The sequence below is a fragment of the Bradyrhizobium sp. USDA 4454 genome, from assembly GCF_054822705.1.
This window is the reverse complement of sequence record NZ_JBTRCN010000001.1, coordinates 4,886,386-4,907,594: the sequence shown is the minus strand read 5'-3', so window position 1 is coordinate 4,907,594 and position 21,209 is coordinate 4,886,386. Positions and strand designations below refer to the sequence as shown.

The window sequence follows — 21,209 nt, the reverse complement described above, 5'->3', positions numbered from 1 at the left end:
TGGGGAATCGGAGCCGAAATATCGATGTTGATGCTGGAGAGGCAGGCGATAATCGAGCGATCGACGGTGGCGCTGGACCCGCTGCCGGCCGAGGCCGAGTTCTATTCCGCCTATGATTGGAGCCTCGATCCTCATCTGACGGTGGGCGAAGCGAGCGAGCGACTTGCCGGGGAGCTTGACCGGCTCGGCGATGTTGAACCGGGCTGGCAGGCGAGGGACGTTGCCACAAACATATATCTGCTTTCGTGCTCGATTCTGAATGGTGTCGACGAATATCTGCGCGGACGCACGCTGCGCATACCCTCGCAGTTGGCAAGAACCCGGCTCGGGCGTCTCGCATCATGGACCACTGATAACGTCGCGCAGAAGTGGCCGCTGCAGCACAGGTCTGAGCTTCGTCGCTGGAGAGAGGAGTGGCAGAACGGGCTCGAAATGCTCCTTGCCGACTTGATGCGATCGGAAGGCGATGCGGCGCCGTTTGCGGAGGTGATCGGGAAGCTGTCGGCGTTGTTGCGCTGGCGGCTGCCGTCCGGTTTGCGCGACATCCGCCTGGGCATCCCGTCCGCATTCAATCGGCTCGATCTCACGCCTGTCGATGTGTTCGAGCTGGGGCGACAGTTTATGCGGCAGGTTCCCGAGAGGTCGCATCCGATCCTCGTTCTGGGTTTGCGAACGGCTGGCACCTACTTCTCTGCGCTGTTGTGCTCTTTCTTCAAGTCTGAAGGTTACGGCCGGATCGCCGAGCTCACGGTGCAGCCGAAGAAGGGCCCGAGCAAGTCGGAGCGCAGGCAGTTGTCGGAATACGCCCGAAAGGGCTTCACGCTCGTCATTGTAGACGATCCGCCGAATTCGGGGGGCACGATCGTTCTTGCCGTCGATATCGCGCGTCAGGCTGGCTTCGACCTTTCCAGGATAAGGGCGCTGGTACCGACGCATCCGGCAACGCCCGATTGGGCCACGGCGTTGCCGGATGGCTTGGTGATCACGCTCGAGCCGGAGCGCTGGCGAAAGCGGCAGCTGCTTGATCCCGGGATCGTCGAGGCACGATTGGCCGAATATCTTGCACCACGTGGGTTTAGCGATGTCGAGGTGCTGGATAGCTGGCCGGCGGAGGAGTTCGATGGCAGTGTGCAGCACGGCGCGGGCGCCAAGCGAGGCGCGACGCTGAAGCGGGTGTTCAAGGTGCAGCTGCAGACCGCGCAAGGCGATCACGAGATCCGTCACTTTGTGGCGAAGAGCGTCGGGCTGGGATACCTCGGTTATCCGGCGTTCCTTGTCGCGCAGCGGCTGTCCGAATTCGTTGCGCCGATCCTCGGGCTGCGTGACGGCATCCTCTACAGCGAGTGGCTGCCGCAAAAGCAGGCTGCCATGGACATCGGACTGAATCGCGATTCCTGGATCGACAGGGTGGCCTGCTACGTCGCTGCGCGCACCCGTCTGCTGGCCCTGCCGAAGTCGCGGGCGGCGGGCAAGGCCGTGCACGAGAACGGCTGGACGCTGCTGGCGGAGGCGTTCGGTCGCGCGTATGGCAGTTTCGTGCTCGACGTTCCGATGCGGTCGTTGATCCAGCAGCGTCTTTATCGGTTGCAGTGCCCCTATCCCACCCTGATCGATGGCAACATGGGACCTGCCGGGTGGATCGGGGGCGCGACGGGCCTGTTGAAGACGGGCTATTTTGGGCACGCCCTCGGCAAGACCTTGCTGAACAGCGTCGATCCGGCTTACGACCTCGCCGAGGCCATCTTGAGCTTCGAGCTGTCGCACGACGAGGAGGATCGATTGGTCCGCCGTTACGTCGAGGATTCCGGCGACGCGTCGGTTGCAGACCGGCTCTTCATCAACAAGCTGCTCGCCGGCTTGTGGGCAATGGAGACCGCGCAGGAGAATCTCTTCAGCGTCGTGCAGTGCGGCAGGCAGCAGCAGGAACAGCACCGCCGCTTCCTCGCTGCTTGGGATTTCCTGACCGTCCAGACCGCTCAGTTCTGCGGTGCGCGATGTCGGCCCCCGCGAGCGGTGTCCTGGCGCTCGCCCCTTGTGTTCCTCGACATCGACGGCGTCATGGATCGGCGCATCTTCGGTTATCCGTCCACGACGGCAGCGGGCATCGAGGCTCTTTCCCTGCTGTCAAAGCACGGCTGCTCGGTCGCGCTCAACACGGCGCGGTCGGTCTATGAGGTCAAGGACTATTGTGAAGCCTACGGGCTGGCCGGGGCGGTGGCGGAAAGCGGAGCTTATTTGTGGGATGCCGTTGCCGGACACGGGCTGCCGCTGATCGATCAGGACTCGCTGGTTCAGCTCGATGAATTCAGGCGGGCGCTGCGGCAACTTCCCGGCGTTTTTCTCGACGAGCGCCACAGATATTCCATCCGGGCCTACATGATCGAGAAGAAGCCCCAGAGCCTGCTATCGCGGATGCGCCGCTTTACCGTCGGCCAGGGCGTCCCGGTCCCGCTGCCAACGCTGATCGTGCGTGATCTGATCACGACGCTGCGGCTCGACCGGCTTTGCTTCCGTCAGACCACGAGCGATACCACCGTGGTAGCAAAGGACGTCAACAAGGGGACAGGCCTGACGGCCCTGCGCGACCGGGTCTTGGGACCGGACGCCGAGACGATTGCAATCGGCGACACCGAAGCCGACCTGCCGATGTTTCGGTCGGCTACACGCAGCTTTGCTCCGGCGCAAATCCGCTGCAGGCAAGAGGCGCGGCTGCTCGGCTGCACGGTCTCGCGCTATTCCTATCAGCGGGGTTTGCTCGACATAGTCGGCGCTCTCGTCGACCGAAAAGCCGACGGGCGCGATGGCCGAATGGAACCGGCCGTCCGATCCGACGGCGAGCGCCTGTTTCTGGATCTGCTCAGGGTAGCCGACCGCCTTCAGGCCCGTGCGCTGGTCGGCGCGCTTTTCAACCGGGCCACTTTCAGGATTTTCATACGATGACGTCACTGAGCAATCGGCTACGGGCCAACCGCTTTGGCCACTCGCAAAGATCGGGGACCAGCCCCCGCTCGGGAGATCAGGACATGTTTGTCGAGACAGGCGCGATCAACGCCCCCCGCATGCACTATGAGCAGGCCGTATATCATGCGCTGGGTGTCGTATGGAGGCACCGGCGGCTCGTCATGGGAACTGTCGTGGTTGCGCTGGCAGCCTTCCTGGCCGCTTTCATGTTTATGGCACCGCGATACACCGGTGAAGCCGTCATTCAACTCGATTTTGTCCGCAACGAAAATATCGCCGGCGAGAGGCTGCAATCGACAGCGGCCGTCGATGCGGCCGCCGTCGTGGACAGCTCGGCACGTATCATCCGGTCGCGCGGCACTGCCAGCGCGGTGGTGTCGGCATTACGGCTCGACCAAGACCCCGAATACACGCGCCCGAGCCGCCTGGAGCGAGCGTTGTCCTATGTCGGGCAGTACTTCGGAGCTCATTCCGCAACAACGCCGCGCGAGCTCGCGATCACACATCTCATGAAGCAGATCACCGTTACCAACGATCCGCGGTCTTATCTGATCTCGATCGCGGTGACCACGTCGAACCCGGAGCGCGCGGCCAGCCTGGCGAATTGGGTTGGGTCCGAGTATCTGCGCGGGCGGCTGCGCGCGCAGGCGACGGAGGGCTACGCCGCGGCCGAACGGGAATTGGCCGGCCTTTCGGCCGTGTTGGGCCCGCGTCATCCGACCTATCTCAGCGCTCAAGCCAAACTCGAACGTCTGAAGCAGGTCATGGAGGGCGCGGAGAAGGATGCCGCGTTCGACGACCAACACAGCGCGCCGGCGCAAGACGTGGTCAGGTTCGCCGCGGGGCAAACGCTACTGCCCGCGGAACCCGTGATGATACCCTCCGGTCCCAACGGTCCGCTGCTGTTTGCTCTGACGCTCCTCGCCGCACTGGTGCTCGGTGGTCTGCTGTCGTTGCTCGCCGAAAGACGCCGCTAAAGCATGATCCGGAAAAGTGGAAACCGGTTTTCCGAAAAGATCATGCTCAAACAAAGAGATGAGATCATGATGCGATTCCGTGGAAACGCATCATGATCTAACGACAACGGTCCGCCCGTCCGCGGGGGCCATTGAGGAGGTTGGCTCTCGCGGGCAATGACTCCCGTTTGGTCCGGAGATGCCGTCGTTTGGCCGCACGCAGATGCAAATGGACGATGGGTCGGTCAAGCCCGCGTCTGGCGCGGTGACGGTTGAGATCACGACGGGCAGGCGCCGGATCAGGCAGGGGCACCAGCACCAGGCGTTGCGAAACGATGGACAGTCCGGCTGCGTTGGCGCGGACCTCGGCACCGGTCATCGCGCATCGCATCCGCTTGCGCGCCTAGCGGTTCGCGCGACATCCCGCCGGGGTAACCCAGCGGGACGTCAAGCGGGAAGGCGTCGGCTATTTGCGAAGCCGGATCGCCCCGTCGATCTTCGAGTTCATGCCGTTGCGGGTGTGGCCGTTCGTGAGCGGCACTTCAAAATAGTTCACCGCGTGGTCGATCGTGCCAAGCGGCGCCGGCTGGCTCGCTCGTGCGATCTTGGGAGCTTCTCGCTTCGGCGGGAGCGGCCGCCCGGCATCCGTGGCCTGAAGCGCAGAGCCGTTGTTCTTGGGCCAGGCCGCAGGCCGATGGTTCAGGCCCCAGATCGCTGCCTGGGTCCTGTTCTGCACCCGGATCTTGCGCAGGATCGCCTTGATGTGAACCTTCACCGTGGCTTCGGCGATATTGATCTTGCGCGCGATGCACTTGTTGGAGTCGCCTTCGATCAGGCACTGCAGAATGGAGACTTCCCGCGGCGACAATTGCCGAGCAAGCCGGTCATCGGTCTCCGCGACGGCGCGATCGTCATCGATCGGGGCCGGCGCATCGTCTGCGTCGTGTTCTTCGGCATCGAGCGCGGACGTCAGGAACGCCGGCGGGAACACCGTCCCACCCATCATGACGAGCTCGATGGACTTGATGAACGCGTCGCAATTCATCACGTCGATGAAGTATCCGGTGGCGCCGGCGCGAAGCGCGGCAGCGAGGTCGCTCACACGATATTGATCGGCGACGACTGCCACGCGCCCGTCGACGTGACGACGCTTGAAGGATTCGATCTGCTCGATTGTCGGGCGGAAATCATCGCCTGTATGAACAATGAGGAGCAGCAGCGGCTGCCTGGTCGGAGCTTTCTGATGCGCGTCGCCGCCAAGCAAATCATCGGCATCGGATATTGAAGCCAGGACTTGAAAACTTTCCGCGTTCAAAATTCTGGCAAGACCTTCTTTGCGAAGACTATTTTCACCAACAAGCGCAATGGCAAAAGGATATCGCCGTCTCATGGAAACTCTCCTGGACGCTACAATGAAACAATGGGCTGAATCGGTTGAATCCGGCTCCTTTTCGGTGATGGTTCCGCCCAGCAAAAAAGAACGAGGTATCGAAAAATCTTCCTTGGTCGTCACTCGGGAATCAAAGCTGAGGACCAAAAAGTCCCAAGCCCACTCAGAAAATATTTAAGAATGTTAGATGCTAATCCCCAATATCCCTATATACCGTTGGTTATAGTCAATGCTTTGGATGTCGACCGTAATAAGAAAGCCGCCGGCGTAATCCAATTGGGCTATTGGCCCCGCCGGGGGGAACCCGCTCTGGGTGAGCGAAACACCCGTTGCGATCATTCGTTGTTCCAATTGTGCCCGTTCGCGCGCTCTGGCCGTAGATTCCCGGATACCAGCGACAACAAATTCTTACTCGAAAATCTCAAATTGGAGTAGCCTGATTAAGGAAGGCGGGCGCCGATCTGAAGCCGGAGGGATGCGAGGATTGGTCGTAAATGCATTTCAGTCGTGTGGTTATTGCCAGTAGATTTCCAGTTGTCTTATTGGGTTTGAACTGCCTGCTCGAAGCAGAACGTGATTTCCAGGTTGTCGCTCGTTGCAACGACGGTGCGAGCTGTTTCGAGACAATACGAAGTCTTGCACCCGATATAGCCATTTTGGATATGTCGATGCCCGATATTCTGGGGCAGGCGACGCTCGATGTCGCGAACTACGGGACGGCGGCTGCGCGTCTCGTATTCCTTGCTACCTCGGTCGAGGATCGCGATCTCGCCGTGCTGGCGGCGGCGGGGGCCTATGCCGTTATCCTGAACGACGAGGAGCCGGAGACTCTCGTACAGACGTTGCGGCAGGTCGCGGACGGCCAGAAGATGCTGCCACCGCCCGCGTGCGACGAAGCTCTCTCTTGTGCGCAAACCGCAATGCCGGAGAAATATCTGGCAGTGCTGACCGACCGCGAGCGTCAGATCATGAGCCTGGTGTCGGAGGGTTTGTCGAACAAGGAGATTGGCCGCCGCCTCAAGGTGGCCGACGGGACCATCAAGGTTCACTTGCACCACATCTTCCGCAAGCTCGAGATCAGCAACCGGACAGTTCTCGCCACGCTCGTCGTCTCGCAGGCCGGGCCGGGCGGCCTGCCATCCAGCTGATACGGGTGTGCGGTCGCCAGCCTCTCGCGGCAAGGACGAAGCTCGGCGCAGCGGCCATAGCTGTAGATGCAGGCAGGCCTTCGTCGAAGGTCAGCTTCGCTTCAGATAGGCCGCCAGCATCTTGCGTGCGTCGTCGCGCCGGCTGGCGCGCCATGCCGGGTCCGCAAGGTCGCTGGCGAACATCGAAGACAGCGTGTGGACGTTGGTGAGATGGAACTGGCTCAGCGCGGCGATCATGACGTAGAGGCGCAGCGGATCGATATCAGCGGCAAGCGCGCCCTCGGCGACACCGCGTGCCAGCAGGCGCTTGGTCATCGAGAGCACCGGCGAGGACATCTCGTGGATGCGCGGCGACTTCTTCATGAAGCGCGCTTTCAACAGATTCTCGGTCCGCAGCAGGCTCACGAGGTGGCCGTTGCGTTCGAAATGCCCGTTCATGAAATCGAACAGTTTCAGCAATCCCTCCAGCGGATCGAGATGCATCACGTCGAGCGTGAGCTCTTCGGTTCGTAGCGCGCTGAGCGCGCTTTCCAGGGTTGCAACATAAAGCTCGGACTTGCTGCCGAACAACTCGTAGATGATCCGCGGGTTGGCGCCGGCTTTCTTGACGATCCGGGTGATGCGGCCACCGGCATAGCCATGCGCCGCAAACTCGGCCGTCGCCGCGCGCAAGATTTCCGCGCGGTTCTGCTCGGCGGAGCGGCGTGGTCGCCGCCGCGGCTTTGGATTGTGATCTGTGCTGGAAGAGAGACGTTCGGTCATGTCATTCTGCTGGTCGTGAAGGGAAGCGCCCAGGCGCGGACGCCATCGAGCAGCGCGCGGTCGTGCCCGGCCGGGGCGACGACCGAAAGGCCGACGGGACAGCCATCGACCAGGCCAACGGGAACCGTGATCTGGGGCACGCCGGCGTGACCGGCGATCGAGGTCAACGCCAATGCCCTTTGATAGAAGGCGCCGATCTTCTCGCCGCTCGCGTCCTTCCGCAGGGCAGGCGAGGGTGCCGTTGGTATCACCAGCCCTGTGCCATCCGCAAGCTTTGCCCGGACGCGCGCCGTGAAGGCCGCGCGCATCGGCGTCCAACGCGCGACCTCTGCTGCGGTGATGGACGCTGCGTCCGCAAAGCGCGGGGCGATGTTGTCGCCGAAGACCGGCTTCGTTGCCGTGATCCAGCCGCCCAACTCGCGCCAGATTTCTGCTCCCTGAAGCACCCGGTAGCATTCGCGCCAGTCGTCGGCAGGACCGTCAAAGATCTCGATCTCGTCGCTGACGCCGAGCTCTGCGCAGGCGTCGCGCATGATCGCGGAGACCGAGCCATCGGCCAGCTCGACAGCGTCGCGCACGGCGACCAATCTGCTAATGCGCGGCGGCGCGGCCCGCGGCAGCAGGACGCTGCCGACCGCGGCGACCGTTGCGGGTTCGCGCGCGAACCAGCCGATGGTGTCGTAGGACGGTGCGAACGGGACGACGCCCGTCAACGGAATCGCGTTGTGGGTCGGTCGGAAGCCGAACAGGCCGCAGAAGCTCGCCGGCACGCGCACCGATCCGCCGGTGTCGGTGCCGAGTGCGAAGTCGACGAGGCCGGCGGCGACCGCGGCGGCCGAGCCTGACGATGATCCGCCGGGGATTCGATCCGGGCAGGCCGCATTCAGCGGCGTACCGTAATGGGCATTGACGCCTTCGAGACTGAAGGCGAGTTCGTCGGTCACGGTCTTGCCGCGCAGTCTCGCGCCTGCGGCCAGAAGCCGGTCCACGGCCGGTGCCGAGCCTGCCGCCGGCGCGTGCGTACGCTGCCAGTCCGGGTTGCCGCCGCCGGTGACATGGCCTGCGACATCGATCAGGTCCTTCACCGCGAAGGCGAGGCCGCTCAGCGGCCCGGTGGCTGTCGGCTCCAGCGCAACCGGTGGTCCGGGAACGAATGCGCCGATGTCGGCGTCCGGTTCGCATCCCGTCGTGGCGGCCGTACCCACGTCAGTCGCGCTTTCCGAGCGCGCTGATGATGGCGGCGGAGTCCGTGACGAAGCCGAAGCACTTCTTCACATTCCACACCGTCGCCTCGGTGCAGAAGTCCGGTGACGAAGTGGCGCAGCAATCCTCGACCAGAAGACAGCCATACCCAAGGAAGTTGGCATCGGTCAGCGAATGCATCACGCATTGGTCGGTATTGACGCCGGCGAACAGCACCGACTTGACGCCGAGATTGCGCAGGATGCTGTCGAGCGGCGTGTCCCAGAAGCCGCTGATGCGATACTTGTCGACCTTGATGTCCTGCGGTTCCTGCGGCAGCTCATCGACGATCGCGGCGGCCCATGAATCCTTCTCCAGCACGTGCGCGCCGTTCCCGGGCAGGGGGTCACCGAGTCCGACGCCGGTGCCCTTCGGCTTATAGAGGTGGATCTGGTTCGGCGGCATGTTGGCCAGATCAGGCCGATTGCCCCAGTTCACCCAGATCACCGGCACGCCGGCCTTGCGCAGCGCCGGCAGCAGGCGTTGCAGGGGCTCGATCGGCTTGCGGTCCGGGCGATAGTCGCCGCCGATGTGGTCGACCCAGCCGCCGGCCGTGCAGAAATCGTTCTGCATGTCGATGACGATGATCGCGGTGCGCAGGAGATCGATCGTGACGTTCTGCGGCGCGCAAGCAATGGTCACCGGGACCGGCATCGGTTGCGGCATCGCCATGTTCACGTCGGTTTCGGTCGCCCACCACGTGTATTGCTGGCCGAGGCCAAGCCGCCCGCCCGAGGTCGGTTCCGCGCGTTGTTCACTCGTCTTCATCGTCTTCTCCTCCCAGGCGAGGCCGGCGTGCGGATCGCGTTGCGCGCTCGGTGCATCGATGCCGATGAGGAAGTGCAAATTCGCTGCCAGAGATATTTCGCGAGGATTTTCAACGCCGGCTCGCTTGCGCGCCGGCGCTGTTGCCCATGAATCCGACAAACGCTCACGCGATCTGGATAAAAAGTAAGCATTTGTTTGTTTCGAGCGGCCCTCTCAATGCGATTGTTTAGTAAAATCAATGTATTGAATCTCTGGCATGCCGCTTGCTGCGTGAACGTCGCCGGGCGATTTAACGCAGTGTGCAAGAGGTTTTTCCATGAGGTCATGCCGTTTGGTTCTTCAGGCCGCGCTGCTTGCCGGAGCGCTCGCGCTTTCCGCAAACGCGGCCCACGCCGATCCGCTCAAGGTCGGCATCCTCATTCCGGGATCGAAGTCCGACAAGGGATGGATGGAGTCGTCCTACGACGGCCTGATGGCCGCCGAAAAGAAGTACGGCGACAAGGTCCAGGTGCAGATGATCGAGAACATCAACTACGCCGACATGGATCAGGCGCTGACCAATCTGGCGAGCAAGAATGAGCTCGTGATCGGCGTCGGCGGCCAGACCCAGGCGTCGGTGTACAAGATCGCGAAGCGCTTTCCCAAGGTGCACTTCTCGATCGTCGGCGGCAATGACGGGGAGAGCGCGCCGAACGTCGCCGGCTATGACGTGAAGCAGGCCGAGATCGCCTATGTCGCCGGTGCCGCGGCCGCGATGCTGTCGAAGACCGGCGCGATCAGCTATGTCGGCGGGCTCGAGATTCCCTCGATCGTCAACGCCGGCAAGGAATTCGGCAACGGCGCGAAGTCGATCAACCCGAACATCAAATATACCGAGAACTATACCGGCGATTTCGACGACGTCGCCAAGGCCAAGGAAGCGACACTGGCCGCGATCGCGCAAGGTGCCGACATCCACTATCACATCCTGAACCTAGGCCTGCGCGGCATGGAGCAGGCCGCGAAGGAGAAGGGCACCCACATCATCGGGAGCTACACCGATCGCTGCGGCACCGATCCGCTCTACGTCGCCTATTCGATCACCGGCACCGGCTACCAGGTGCAATATGCGATCGACGAGGCGGTGAAGGGCTCGTGGAAGGCGGGATACAAGGAGTTCGGTCTCAAGATGGGCCCCGAGGCTTCCAGCATGGTGATCTGCGGTGCCACGCCCGAACAGAAGGCGAAGCTTGATCAGATCATGAAGGATCTGCTCGACGGCAAGATCAAAGTGCTGAAGGGCTGAGGCCTGATGACCGCCATGTCCCAGGGATCGGCCACAACCGTGGCCGAGCCGCTGCTCACCTTGTCGGAGGTGACGAAGCGGTTCGGCAGCTTCACCGCGTTGTCGGAGGTCTCGCTCGAGCTCCGGCGCGGCGAGGTACACTGCATCCTGGGAGAGAACGGTGCCGGCAAGTCGACGCTGTGCAACCTGATCTTCGGCGTGCACCGGCCCGATGGCGGCGTCATGCGCTACCGCGGTGCGCCGTTCCAGCCCGCCGGGCCGGCGGATGCGTTGGCGCAGGGCATCGCGATGGTGCACCAGCATTTCAGCCTCGTCGATGACATGAGTGTCGTCGACAATGTGCTGCTGGGCCGCGAGCGCGGCATCCTCAACCGCAAGCAGTGCGCGCAGCAGCTCGAGCAGGTCGCCGCCGAATACGGCCTGCCGCTCGATCCATTTGCAAGGATCGAGCAGCTCTCCGTCGGTGAGCGGCAGCGGGTCGAGATCGTCAAATGCCTGATCCGCGATCCCCAGCTGTTCGTGCTTGACGAGCCGACCGCTGTGCTGCTTCCGGATGAAATCTCGGCGCTGCTCGATGTCTGCCGCCGGGTCGCGGCTGGTGGCCGCGCGGTGGTGCTGGTGACCCACAAGCTCGCCGAAATCAAGAAGGTCGCCGATTGCGTCACCGTGCTGCGCGGCGGCCGCACGGTGACGACATCGAGCGATCCGGCCGGGGATATCGACGCGCTGGTGCGCGCGATGATCCAGGGCAATGTCGACGCGCTCGACACCTCCGCGGCATCGATCCTCGGACTCGAGCCCGTCACGCATGTCGGCCATGGGCCGGCTGCGAAAACCAGGATCGAGGCGCTTCAGATCGACGGCCTGACCGTGAAGGACAGTCAGGGTGTCACGCGGCTCGACAATTTCACGCTCACGGTCGACCGCGGCGAGATCGTCGGCGTTGCCGGCGTCGAGGGCAACGGTCAGAGTGAACTGACGGCCGTGCTTGCCGGCATGATGGAGGCGACCGAGGGACGCATCCATCTCGGCGCGACCGACCTGACCGGCCGATCGCCGCAGCAGATCACGGCGGCCGGCATCGGCATCGTGCCGGAGGACCGTCATGCCGTCGGTTGCGTGCTCGGCATGAGCCTTGCCGAAAACATCTATCTCAACCGGCTCGACGAGTTCACCCGCTTCGGCTTCCTCAACCGTACCGCGCTGGAGCGCGAGGCGAACGTGCTGATGCAGCGCTTTGACGTGCGCGCCCGCGGTCCGGGCTCGCTGTTCTCCTCGCTCTCCGGCGGCAATCAGCAGAAGGCGGTGCTCGCGCGCGAGATCACGCTGCCGAACCTGTCGTGCCTGGTTGCGGCGCAGCCGACCCGCGGCCTCGATGTCGGTGCGGTCGCCGCAGTCTACAGCCACATTCGCGAAGCCTGCGGTCGCGGCATCGCGGTGCTGCTGGTTTCGTCCGAGCTCGACGAGCTCCTGACGGTTGCCGACCGCATCATCGTGCTCTACCGGGGCCGCATCATGGGGTCCTGCCCGGCCGATCCGGCACGGAAAGAAGCGATCGGCGCCATGATGGCGGGGCAGCCGCAATGACCGCCGTGAACCAGGAGCGTCCACTTGCCGCCTTGCCGCGATTTGCGCTGCGTCCGGCACTCATCGTGCCCGTGCTCGCGGTGGCTTTCGCGTCCGCGGTCGGGCTCGTCTTGATCGCGCTGATCGGTGTTTCCGTGCCGAAGGCAGTCGCAGCGTTCGTTGACGGGACGTTCGGTTCGCCGTTCGCGCTCGCGGCGTCGCTCAACCGCAGCTCGGTGTTTGCGCTGGTCGGCTTCGGCTTCGTGCTCGCCAACCGCGCCAACCTGACCAATGTCGGCGGTGAGGGTCAGATCGCGGTCGGCGGCATCGCGGCCACCGCGGTCGCGCTCTACGGCCAAGTCAGCGGGCTGCCGCTGGGCCTCGCCTTCATCCTGCCGACGCTTGCGGCTGTGCTTGCCGGCGCGCTGTGGGGCGCGCTTGCCGCCGTGCTGAAGGTGAAGTCGGGTACCAATGAGGTGATCTCGACCCTGTTGCTCTCCTTCATCGGGGTCTGGCTGCTGTATTGGTCCGTGCAGTCTCCATCGCTGTTGCGCAAGCCAATGACGAGCTCGGCGACTTTGCCTGAATCGCTCGAGATTCCGGAATCGACACAGCTTCCTCTGCTGACCGGTGACTACTCGTTCCCGGTTCACATCGGGCTGCCCCTGACGCTGATCCTCGCTGTCATCGTCGGCGTTGTCCTGTCACGAACCATCCTGGGCTTTCGCCTGCGCGCGATCGGTCTCAATCCCGTCGCGGCCAAGCGGGCCGGGTTCTCCTACGCCAGGACTGTCATTTTCGCGCTCTCGACCGCCGGCGCGCTGGGCGGCCTTGCAGGGGCGCTGATGCTGCTCGGCGAGCAATACACGCTGAAGGACGGCTTCTCGTCCGGCTATGGTTTCGATGGTCTCGTCGCGGGATTGCTGTCGCGCGGCTCGATTCCGGGCGTGATCGCCGCGTCGCTGCTGTTCGGCTTCATGCGCTCCGGCGGCATCAACATGGAGATGGTCGCGGCAGTGCCGACCGCGCTGGTCGTGGTGATTCAGGGCCTGATCGTCGTAACGCTGGCGGGCGCCGGCCTCTTCATTGAGAAGTGGGAGCAGCGATGACCTGGGAGCTGTTCGCGGTCTTCTTGGGCTCCTCGATCCGGCTGGCCACTCCGCTGCTGCTCGCCGGCATTGGCGAGATGGTGTCCGAGCGTGCCGGTGTGCTCAACATGAGCATCGAGGGCATGATGCTGATGTCGGCGTTTGCCGGCGCCGTGGGCGCCTGGGCGAGCGGCGATCCCCTGATCGGCCTCCTGATCGGCATCGTCGCGGTCGTCCCGGTCGCGCTGCTTCAGGCGTTCCTCAGCAACACGCTGCGCGCCAACCAGATCGTATCGGGCATCGGCATCAACATCCTGGTGCTCGGCGCCACCACGCTCGCCTATCGCGAGATTTTCGGCGCACGGTCGCGCGCGGAAATACCAGGGCTTGCCAAGGTGAAACCGCCGCTGCTCGGCGACATTCCGATCATTGGTCCGGCCGTATTCGAGCAGGTGTGGCTGCTCTACGCCGGCGTTGCCGTGATCGTCGTCACCGCGCTGGTGCTGCGCTACACGTCGATCGGTCTCGCGATCCATGCTGCCGGTGCGGAGCCCAAGGCCGTCGACAAGTCGGGCCTGTCGGTCGGGCGCATCCGCTATGCCTGCGTGGTTTTCGCGGGCTTCATGGCCTCGCTCGCCGGCGCCTTCCTGTCGATCGGCGACATCCACACCTTCACCGAGGGCATGACCCGCGGCGCCGGATATCTTGCGATCGCCTCCGTCATCTTCGGCAAGTGGCGGATCGGCGGCACGGTACTCGCTTGCTTGCTGTTCGGGGCGGCGACCGCGCTGCAATTCCAGTTGCCCGCGCTCGGTATCGGCGTGCCCAACGCGCTTCTGATCATGCTGCCGTATCTTCTGGCCCTGCTGGCCGTCGGCGGCCTGGTCGGTCGCCAGGCGGCACCCTCGGCATTAGGCGTCCCGTACCGGCGCTGACGATGCCCGGTTCGGCGGGCTGCCGGTCGGCGCCGGTTCCGTGGGGCGATGCAGGTGGAGAGCTAAACCGACGATCCCGGCCGGGGTGCTCCTTTGCAAGGGGTTGTTTTCGATATTTGAGTTGGGGCAGGCCGGCAGGTTATCAAAAGCAAGTCCTGGTTGCTCCGCTGCCTTGCGAACGCCAGCACTCCAGGCATATGGAAGTTGCTCGCCATTCAATTCGTGCGCGCCGATCGCGCGGAGCTTGAAGATGGCGGGATTGTGGGAAGCGATGGTCCGTGCGTTGCGCCAGTGCCGATCGATGGCGAGTTTCTCCGAGCTGAGGGAGGCGCCCGCGTGAGCAAATGGATCGAGCACGCAATCTGGTGGCATGTGTATCCGCTCGGCTTCGTCGGCGCCGAACGGGAGGCCGACGCGTGTGCCGGCATCGTGCATCGCCTCGACCACCTGGTGCGCTGGCTCGATTACGCCGTGGAACTCGGCGCATCCGGTCTCCTGCTGGGGCCGATCTTTGCCTCGTCGACCCACGGCTATGACACCACCGATCACCTCCAGATCGACCGGCGGCTCGGGGACGATGCGGACTTCGATGCATTGGTCGCAGCAGGCCGTCGCCGCGGGCTGCGCATGATCCTGGATGGTGTGTTCAACCATGTCGGCCGCGACTCTCCACGCTTTCGGCGCGCTGTCGCAGGCCGCCGATCGCCGGAAGCCGCCTGGTTTCGCTTGACGTGGCCGCCGGACGGCAAGGAACCTGATTGCGCGACCTTCGAAGGCCACCACCAGCTTGTGACGCTTAATCATGACGAGCCCGCCGTCGTCGACTATGTCATCGGCGTGATGAATCACTGGCTTGACCGCGGTGCCGATGGCTGGCGTCTCGACGCGGCCTATGCCGTTCCGCGGCAATTCTGGCAGCGCGTCTTGCCCGCGGTGCGCGCCCGGCATCCCGCCGCCTACATTTTCGGCGAGGTCATCCACGGCGATTATGCCGGCTTCGTCGGCGAGATCGGTGTCGATGCCGTCACGCAATACGAGCTTTGGAAGGCGATCTGGAGCGCGCTGAACGATCGCAATTTCCATGAGCTCGCATGGGCGCTTGCGCGGCATAATGCGATGCTCGACCGGTTCGTGCCGCAGACGTTCGTCGGCAATCACGACGTCACGCGGATCGCGAGCCAGCTTGTGGACGAGCGGCATCTCCCGCACGCGCTGGTCATCCTCATGACCTGTGGCGGCACACCCTCGATCTACGCCGGTGATGAACAGGCGTTCCGCGGCATCAAAGAGCGCCGTGCCGGAGGCGACGACGCGATCCGTCCGCACTTTCCGGCGACGCCGGCTGAGCTGGCGCCATTCGGCTGGCCGATCTACCGGCTCCATCAGGAACTGATCGGACTGCGGCGGCGACATCCATGGCTGCCTCGGGCGAAGTCCCGCATGATCGAGCTTCGCAATACGGACATCGTCTTCGAAGCATTCGATGAAGGCAATCGGTTATGGGTTGCTCTGAACCTCGCCGATGCAGCCGTCGTGCGCACCATCGAGTCGGGCGCCGACAGGCTGGCAGGATCAGCCACGGTCAGCAGAGCAGGTGCAAAGACCGAGTTCACGCTGCCGCCGCATGGGTGGGCTATCCTGGGCTAACGTCTGCCGGCGATTGCGGCCGAGTTACAGCGTCCGACCTGATATCCTGGTTCAGCGCGCGCCACGCACGAACGCGAAGCGGCCGAGCGACGCGCCGCGCGTCTGTTCGGGCGAGTTGACGCGAGCGGGCTGCGGCTCGAACCCGCAGTCGGAACGGACGGGTGGCCGCGAAGTCTCGGATGCTGGACGGACTGTTGTGTCGGCGCTTTCCGACATCCTGCTCAGCAGCGTGCGCAGCCGCCGGTTCTCGGACTGCAACTCCTTCATGGCCAATAGCGCCGGTGGCGTCAGGCTGCCGTAGCGCTTGCGCCAACGATAGAATGTCCGCTCGGAAATGTGGGCTGTTCGGCAGATTTCTGGTATCGAGATACCGGAATCGGCCTCGTGCAATAGATACAGAATCTCGGTGTCGGTGTGCTGGGAGTGGCGCATGGGCTCACGCTTTCATCGTTGCGTATCCTGCAGAACGAACACCGCTCGCCGGCGCAATAAGCCTGCGCAATCACGCGCGGTCATCATGCGCGGCGCCGACCATGTGACGTTGCGACGCCGGAATGATGCCGACAAGACTACTGCGAAACGCCGGCGATCCAAAATGGCAAAATTGACATCAAGCTTGCCGGAGAAGCGTTTTTGCCGACTGATTGAGCAGACTTGCAGGTTATTTGGAGTTGCCGCTCCGTCGCCTGCGGGGGAACACTCACGGCACTTCCACCACAGGGGTCGGCCATGAGCAGGTTTACGCGGCGTTCGTTTCTTCAGACCACCGGACTCGCGGCGGCAGCGCTGACGTCACCGCTCGGCGCGCCTTCGATCATCCGCTCTGCACAGGCGGCCGGCACCGTGAAGCTTGGTTGTCTGTTCTCTTCATCCGGCACGATGGCGAACATTGAAGGTCGGCTCAATCACGTCGTTCGCATGGCCGCCGACGAGATCAACGCCAAGGGCGGCGTCAACGGCCGCACCATCGAAGTTGCGGTGTCCGATCCCGCCTCGGACTGGCCGCTCTATGCGCAGATCGGCAAACAGATGCTGGAGCAGGACAAGGTCGCGGCGCTGTTCGGCTGCTGGACGTCGGTGTCGCGCAAGTCGGTGCTGCCGGTGGTCGAACAGGCCAACGGCCTGCTGTTCTATCCGTTGCACTTCGAGGGAGACGAGAATTCCAAGAACGTCGTCTACGTCAATTCGCCGCCAGCCAGCTCCGTGCTGCCGGCGGTCGACTACCTGATGAGCGAGGACGGCGTCAGCGCCAAGCGCTTCTTCATGCTCGGCTCGGACTACGTCTGGCCGCGCACCATCAACAAGCAACTCAAGGGATATTGGAAGTCGAAGGGGATCCCGGAGAGCGCGTGGAAGGAAGAATACGTCCCGCTCGGCTTCTCCAACTTCCAGACGCTGGTCAATCAGATCCGCGCTTTCGCCGATCAGGGCGGCGGCAAGCCGATCGTTGTGCTGACGGTGGTCGGCTCGTCGATACCGGACTTTCTGCGCGAGTTCGCCAATCAGGGCATCAAGGCGACCGACGTGCCGGTGCTTGGCCTCGACATGGTGGAAGCCGATCTCGAGGGCCTCAACACCGAGCCGCTGGTCGGCCATCTCAATTGCTGGGCCTATCTGCAGAACGCCAAGGGCGAAGCCAACGCCAAGTTCCTCAAGCAGTGGGCGGACTACGTCAAGGCCAAGAACGTGCCGTTCAAGGCGGACGTTGCGATCGACCCGATGGTCTCAGCCTACGATGCCGTGCATCTGTGGGCGATGGCAGCCGCCAAGGCCAATTCGTTCGACGTGCCGGAGGTGCGCAAGGCGTTCGCAGGGCTCAGCTTCGACTGCCCATCCGGCTACAAGATCCAGATGACCGCCGAGAATAACTATGCGTCGCGCGGCGTGTTCATCGGCTCGGTCAACGAGAAGCAGGGCTTTGATGTGCTGTGGCAGTCAAAGGACGCGCCGAAGCCGGTACCGTTCAGCCCGTACAGCTGATGATGCGAGAGGCGAGCGTCTGCCGGCCGGATCGGGCCGGCGGAAATCGGCAAGCTTGATGCGACGTTTGTTTCTCATTCTGTTGTCCCTGTTCGTGGCCGTCGGCCCGTCCACGGCCGCCGAACTGGATCGCGCCGGGCTGATCGGCCGCCTGTGCGGCGATGCCGCTGCGGTCGGCGAGGCGGGTCGCTCCTTGATCGGCATCGCCGCCGAGAGCGCCTCGGCCGATCGCGACTGGGCCGCGCCGATCGCGCGGGCGATGATGGACCGCAAGCTGACATGCGACGGCGAGGGCGCAGTGATGACGACCGCCGATGGCGGCCGGGATGCACTCAGCGGCGCGCTGCGTGCCGCTGCTGCGAGCGCTCGATCGCCCTTGCTCAGCCTCAAGAACCGCGGCGTGTTCGAGATGGCCGATGCGGCACTGGCGCTGCGTAGCGCGTCCGACCCCGGACGGCGTGCGGCGGCGCTTCGTACGCTGGAGCGGCAGGCCGCAACACTGCCGGAACGCCTGTTCGAGTCCGCGGCCGCGGAGGAAAGCGATCCGGTGCTGAGGGCGCAGATCGGCGCGGTTGCGGAAGCCGCGGCGCTCAATTCCGCCGACCCGGCGAAGCGGATCGTCGCCTTGCAGCGCATCGCCGCAACCCCGGACCGGCGCGCGCTCGCCAAGGTCGATTCTCTGACCAAGGACCCGGCCTATGCCGCCGATCCCGCGTTCAAGGCTGCGGTCGACGCGGCGGTCACAAAGATCGAGCGCGGCATCAGGATCGGCGACGTTCTGGCGACGCTGTATAATGGCCTGAGCTTCGCCAGCATCCTGTTCATGGCTGCGATCGGGCTGGCGGTGATTTTCGGCCTGATGGGCGTGATCAACCTGGCGCAAGGCGAGTTGATCATGATCGGTGCTTACGCCACCTGGATGGTACAGGAGGCGCTGCAGCGGTTCGCGCCGGCGCTGATCGAATACTACCTGATCATCGCCATTCCCGTCGCTTTCCTGGTCACCGCCACGATCGGCATCGCGCTCGAAGCGGTCCTGCTGCGGCATCTGTATCGCCGACCGCTGATGAGCCTTCTGGCAACCTGGGCGGTCAGCCTGTTCCTGATCAATCTCGTCCGCGTGGCGTTCGGCACGCAAAATCTGAATTTCACCACGCCGTTCTACGTCACCGGCGGCGTGCCGGTGATCGGCGATTTCATCTTCACCTGGAACCGGATGTTCGCGATCGCTTTCGCGGCGGTCACGTTGGGGCTGACCTGGAGCATTATGCGGCTGACGCCGCTCGGCCTTAACATTCGGGCCGTGACGCAGAACCGCACCATGGCGGGCTGCATCGGCATCCCGGTCCGCCGTGTCGACATGCTGGCGTTCGGACTGGGCTCGGGGCTCGCCGGGCTGGCGGGCCTGGCGTTGGCGCCGATCTACAGCGTCAATCCGCAGATGGGGCAGAACTTCGTCATCGACAGTTTCATGGTTGTGGTGCTTGGCGGCGTCGGCACCATCGTCGGCACCGTGGTCGCCGCTCTCGGCATCGGCCAGGTCAACGTTCTGATCGAGCCGCTGTGGGGTGCGGTCGCAGCCAAGGTCATCGTGCTGCTGATGATCATAGCCTTTCTGCAATGGCGACCCGAAGGGCTGTTCGCCATCAAGGGCCGCCGCAAATGAAGCCGCTGGCATGCGATCGCCCGTTTCAAATCCTGCTCATCGTCGTGCTGGCGATCGCCGCGCTGCTCGCCGTGTCAATGGTGACGTCGTTCGGCATCTCGGCCTATCTCGCGAACGCCGTCGGCCAGCTCGCGGCCTTCGCCGTGTTGGCGCTCGCCCTCGACCTGATCTGGGGCTATCTCGGCATCCTGTCGCTCGGCCACGGACTGTTCTTCAGCATCGGCGGCTACGTCGTGGCGATGCATCTGCTCAAGCATTCGAGCGAAGTCACCGGCCGGGTACCGGACTTCATGCAGTTCATGGGCTGGACGAGCTATCCGTTCTACTGGGCCGGGCTCGGCTTCTTCCCGTACGCCCTGCTGGTCGCGGCGGTGGTGACGCTTCTGATCTCCGGCGCGTTGGGCTACGTGTCGTTTCGCTCGCGGGTCGACGGCGTGTACTTCGCGATCATCACCCAGGCGCTGGTTTATGTCGCCATGCTGCTGATGTTCCGCAACGATACCGGATTCGGAGGCAACAACGGCATGACCGGCTTTTCGGTGCTGTTCGGTTGGCCGATCGGCGGCAGGGCTGTTGTGATTGCAATGGCGGTGGTCTCCGTGCTGTTGCTTGCAGCGGTCCTGCTTGGCTGCCGGCTGTTGCTCGGCAGCAATTTCGGCGTGCTGATGATCGCGACGCGGGACGACGAGGTGCGACTGCGCACGCTGGGCTACGAGACGCTGCGGCTCAAGCTTGCGGTGTGGTGCCTGTCGGCGCTGATCGCCGCCCTTGCCGGCATGCTCTACGTACCGCAGGTCGGCATCATCAATCCGCGGCTGCTGTCGCCCGAATTGTCGTTGGAAATCGCCGTATGGGTCGCGATCGGCGGACGCGGACATCTGATCGGCGCGGTGATCGGCGCCGTGCTGGTCAACGCGCTTAAATTCTGGCTGTCTGCGGCGGCGCCGGAATTGTGGCCGTTTATCTTGTCCGGTCTCATCGTCCTGGTCGTGCTGGTATTTCCCAACGGGCTGGTCGATCTCGCCAAGTGGAAGCTGACGCGGCCGATGGGTATCAAGCGCCTCGCTTCCGAACCGGAGCTGCGCTGATGGCGGCGGCGCTGCTGATCGACGATGTCACGGTGGAGTTCGGCAGCTTCCGCGCCATCGACGCCCTGTCGCTGGCGATCGATTTCGGCGAAGTGCGTGCCGTGATCGGTCCGAACGGCGCCGGCAAAACCACCATGCTCGACGTCGTCTCCGGCATCACGCGGGCCAAACAGGGGCGGGTGGTATTCGACGATGCGATCGACATCACCCGGTCGAGCGAATCCGAGATCGCGCGTGCCGGCGTGCGCCGCAAATTCCAGAAGCCAAGCATTTTCGAAGGGCTCGACGTGCGTCAGCATATCGCGATCGGCGCGCAAGGCGGCCTGCGGCGGACGCTGTCGCCCGACGCTCTCGTACGGCGCGTCGACGACGTGCTGGTGGAGATCGGGCTTGCCGATCTCGCGCTGCGCTCGGCATCCGAACTGGCGCATGGCCAGAAACAGTGGCTGGAGATCGGCATGGTGCTGGCGTCCCGACCCAAGGTGTTGATGCTGGACGAGCCGGTCGCGGGCCTCACCGACGAGGAGACCGAGCGCACCGTCGCGTTGGTCCGTAAGCTTCGACGTCCTGACCGGGCGATCGTGGTGGTCGAGCACGACATGGACTTCGTCGAGCAGATCGCGGATCGGGTGACCGTGTTGCACGAGGGCAGGACGTTGTTCGAAGGCTCGATGCAAGACGCCCGCGCCGATGCGCGGGTCGTCGACGTCTATCTGGGGCGATGACC

Annotated in this window: 18 protein-coding genes; 12 read left to right on the top strand and 6 right to left on the bottom strand. The window is 63.9% G+C overall.

The genetic code is table 11. From position 1 onward, the window contains the following. Positions 1 to 24 precede the first annotated feature (24 nt). Positions 25 to 2,940, top strand: coding sequence for an HAD hydrolase family protein (locus ACVIW0_RS23125; protein ID WP_461354432.1), 2,916 nt, complete (start codon positions 25 to 27; stop codon positions 2,938 to 2,940). Positions 2,941 to 3,023: 83 nt separating this feature from the next. Further along, complete coding sequence (locus ACVIW0_RS23120; RefSeq protein WP_461354431.1) at positions 3,024 to 3,938, top strand: Wzz/FepE/Etk N-terminal domain-containing protein; 915 nt, start codon at positions 3,024 to 3,026, stop codon at positions 3,936 to 3,938. A gap of 445 nt (positions 3,939 to 4,383) precedes the next feature. Here ACVIW0_RS23120 and ACVIW0_RS23115 read toward each other — a convergent pair whose 3' ends face one another. Further along, positions 4,384 to 5,430 (bottom strand): LuxR C-terminal-related transcriptional regulator, encoded by a 1,047-nt coding sequence (locus tag ACVIW0_RS23115; protein ID WP_461354430.1) that lies wholly within the window; start codon positions 5,428 to 5,430, stop codon positions 4,384 to 4,386. A 371-nt stretch (positions 5,431 to 5,801) separates the two neighbouring features. Here ACVIW0_RS23115 and ACVIW0_RS23110 point away from each other — a divergent pair, with 371 nt between their 5' ends. Next, the gene (locus ACVIW0_RS23110; protein ID WP_461354429.1) at positions 5,802 to 6,455 is read left to right on the top strand and encodes a LuxR C-terminal-related transcriptional regulator; all 654 of its coding nucleotides are present in this window, start codon (positions 5,802 to 5,804) and stop codon (positions 6,453 to 6,455) included. A gap of 90 nt (positions 6,456 to 6,545) precedes the next feature. On the opposite strand, the gene ACVIW0_RS23105 is transcribed toward ACVIW0_RS23110, so the two are convergent. Genes ACVIW0_RS23105 through ACVIW0_RS23095 form a run of 3 tightly spaced genes read right to left on the bottom strand, consistent with a single transcriptional unit; the run spans position 6,546 to position 9,227 of the window. Continuing rightward, positions 6,546 to 7,217, bottom strand: coding sequence for a TetR/AcrR family transcriptional regulator (locus ACVIW0_RS23105; protein ID WP_461354428.1), 672 nt, complete (start codon positions 7,215 to 7,217; stop codon positions 6,546 to 6,548). After that, entirely contained in the window at positions 7,214 to 8,422 is a 1,209-nt protein-coding gene (locus ACVIW0_RS23100; RefSeq protein ID WP_461354427.1) for an amidase, read from the bottom strand. The genes ACVIW0_RS23105 and ACVIW0_RS23100 overlap by 4 nt, the downstream gene beginning before the upstream one ends. Before the next feature lies 1 nt (position 8,423). Continuing rightward, positions 8,424 to 9,227 (bottom strand): cysteine hydrolase family protein, encoded by an 804-nt coding sequence (locus tag ACVIW0_RS23095; RefSeq protein WP_461354426.1) that lies wholly within the window; start codon positions 9,225 to 9,227, stop codon positions 8,424 to 8,426. Between the two features lie 331 nt (positions 9,228 to 9,558). Between ACVIW0_RS23095 and ACVIW0_RS23090 the strand changes: the two genes are divergently transcribed. Genes ACVIW0_RS23090 through ACVIW0_RS23075 form a run of 4 tightly spaced genes read left to right on the top strand, consistent with a single transcriptional unit; the run spans position 9,559 to position 14,101 of the window. Beyond that, complete coding sequence (locus tag ACVIW0_RS23090; RefSeq protein WP_461354425.1) at positions 9,559 to 10,512, top strand: BMP family protein; 954 nt, start codon at positions 9,559 to 9,561, stop codon at positions 10,510 to 10,512. A gap of 6 nt (positions 10,513 to 10,518) precedes the next feature. Continuing rightward, positions 10,519 to 12,099, top strand: a complete 1,581-nt coding sequence (locus ACVIW0_RS23085; RefSeq protein ID WP_461354424.1) for an ABC transporter ATP-binding protein — start codon at positions 10,519 to 10,521, stop codon at positions 12,097 to 12,099. Continuing rightward, complete coding sequence (locus tag ACVIW0_RS23080) at positions 12,096 to 13,187, top strand: ABC transporter permease (protein WP_461354423.1); 1,092 nt, start codon at positions 12,096 to 12,098, stop codon at positions 13,185 to 13,187. Before ACVIW0_RS23085 ends, ACVIW0_RS23080 begins: the two co-directional genes overlap by 4 nt. After that, complete coding sequence (locus tag ACVIW0_RS23075; protein WP_461354422.1) at positions 13,184 to 14,101, top strand: ABC transporter permease; 918 nt, start codon at positions 13,184 to 13,186, stop codon at positions 14,099 to 14,101. Before ACVIW0_RS23080 ends, ACVIW0_RS23075 begins: the two co-directional genes overlap by 4 nt. Here the strand turns inward: ACVIW0_RS23075 and ACVIW0_RS23070 are convergent. Then, positions 14,078 to 14,458: a hypothetical protein gene (locus ACVIW0_RS23070; RefSeq protein ID WP_461354421.1), complete on the bottom strand. Its 381-nt coding sequence runs from the start codon at positions 14,456 to 14,458 to the stop codon at positions 14,078 to 14,080. The two genes, ACVIW0_RS23075 and ACVIW0_RS23070, sit on opposite strands and share 24 nt — an antisense overlap. On the opposite strand from ACVIW0_RS23070, the gene ACVIW0_RS23065 reads away from it, so the two are divergent. Further along, a complete protein-coding gene (locus tag ACVIW0_RS23065; RefSeq protein ID WP_461354420.1) occupies positions 14,438 to 15,748 on the top strand; it encodes an alpha-amylase family protein in 1,311 nt (436 codons plus the stop codon). The two genes, ACVIW0_RS23070 and ACVIW0_RS23065, sit on opposite strands and share 21 nt — an antisense overlap. A gap of 51 nt (positions 15,749 to 15,799) precedes the next feature. Here ACVIW0_RS23065 and ACVIW0_RS23060 read toward each other — a convergent pair whose 3' ends face one another. Continuing rightward, the gene (locus ACVIW0_RS23060) at positions 15,800 to 16,180 is read right to left on the bottom strand and encodes a transposase (RefSeq protein ID WP_461354419.1); all 381 of its coding nucleotides are present in this window, start codon (positions 16,178 to 16,180) and stop codon (positions 15,800 to 15,802) included. A gap of 297 nt (positions 16,181 to 16,477) precedes the next feature. On the opposite strand from ACVIW0_RS23060, the gene ACVIW0_RS23055 reads away from it, so the two are divergent. From ACVIW0_RS23055 to ACVIW0_RS23040, 4 genes are read left to right on the top strand one after another with little or no spacing between them, the layout of a single operon-like run. Next, positions 16,478 to 17,728, top strand: coding sequence for an urea ABC transporter substrate-binding protein (locus ACVIW0_RS23055; protein ID WP_461354418.1), 1,251 nt, complete (start codon positions 16,478 to 16,480; stop codon positions 17,726 to 17,728). Positions 17,729 to 17,786: 58 nt separating this feature from the next. Next, positions 17,787 to 19,394, top strand: a complete 1,608-nt coding sequence (gene urtB / locus ACVIW0_RS23050) for an urea ABC transporter permease subunit UrtB (protein ID WP_461354417.1) — start codon at positions 17,787 to 17,789, stop codon at positions 19,392 to 19,394. Beyond that, positions 19,391 to 20,482 carry an urea ABC transporter permease subunit UrtC gene (gene urtC, locus ACVIW0_RS23045; protein ID WP_461354416.1) on the top strand — a complete coding sequence of 364 codons (1,092 nt, stop codon included), beginning with the start codon at positions 19,391 to 19,393 and terminating at the stop codon, positions 20,480 to 20,482. The genes urtB and urtC overlap by 4 nt, the downstream gene beginning before the upstream one ends. Continuing rightward, on the top strand, positions 20,482 to 21,207 hold the full coding sequence (locus tag ACVIW0_RS23040) for an ATP-binding cassette domain-containing protein (protein ID WP_461354415.1): 726 nt from the start codon (positions 20,482 to 20,484) through the stop codon (positions 21,205 to 21,207). The genes urtC and ACVIW0_RS23040 overlap by 1 nt, the downstream gene beginning before the upstream one ends. Positions 21,208 to 21,209: the final 2 nt, after the last annotated feature.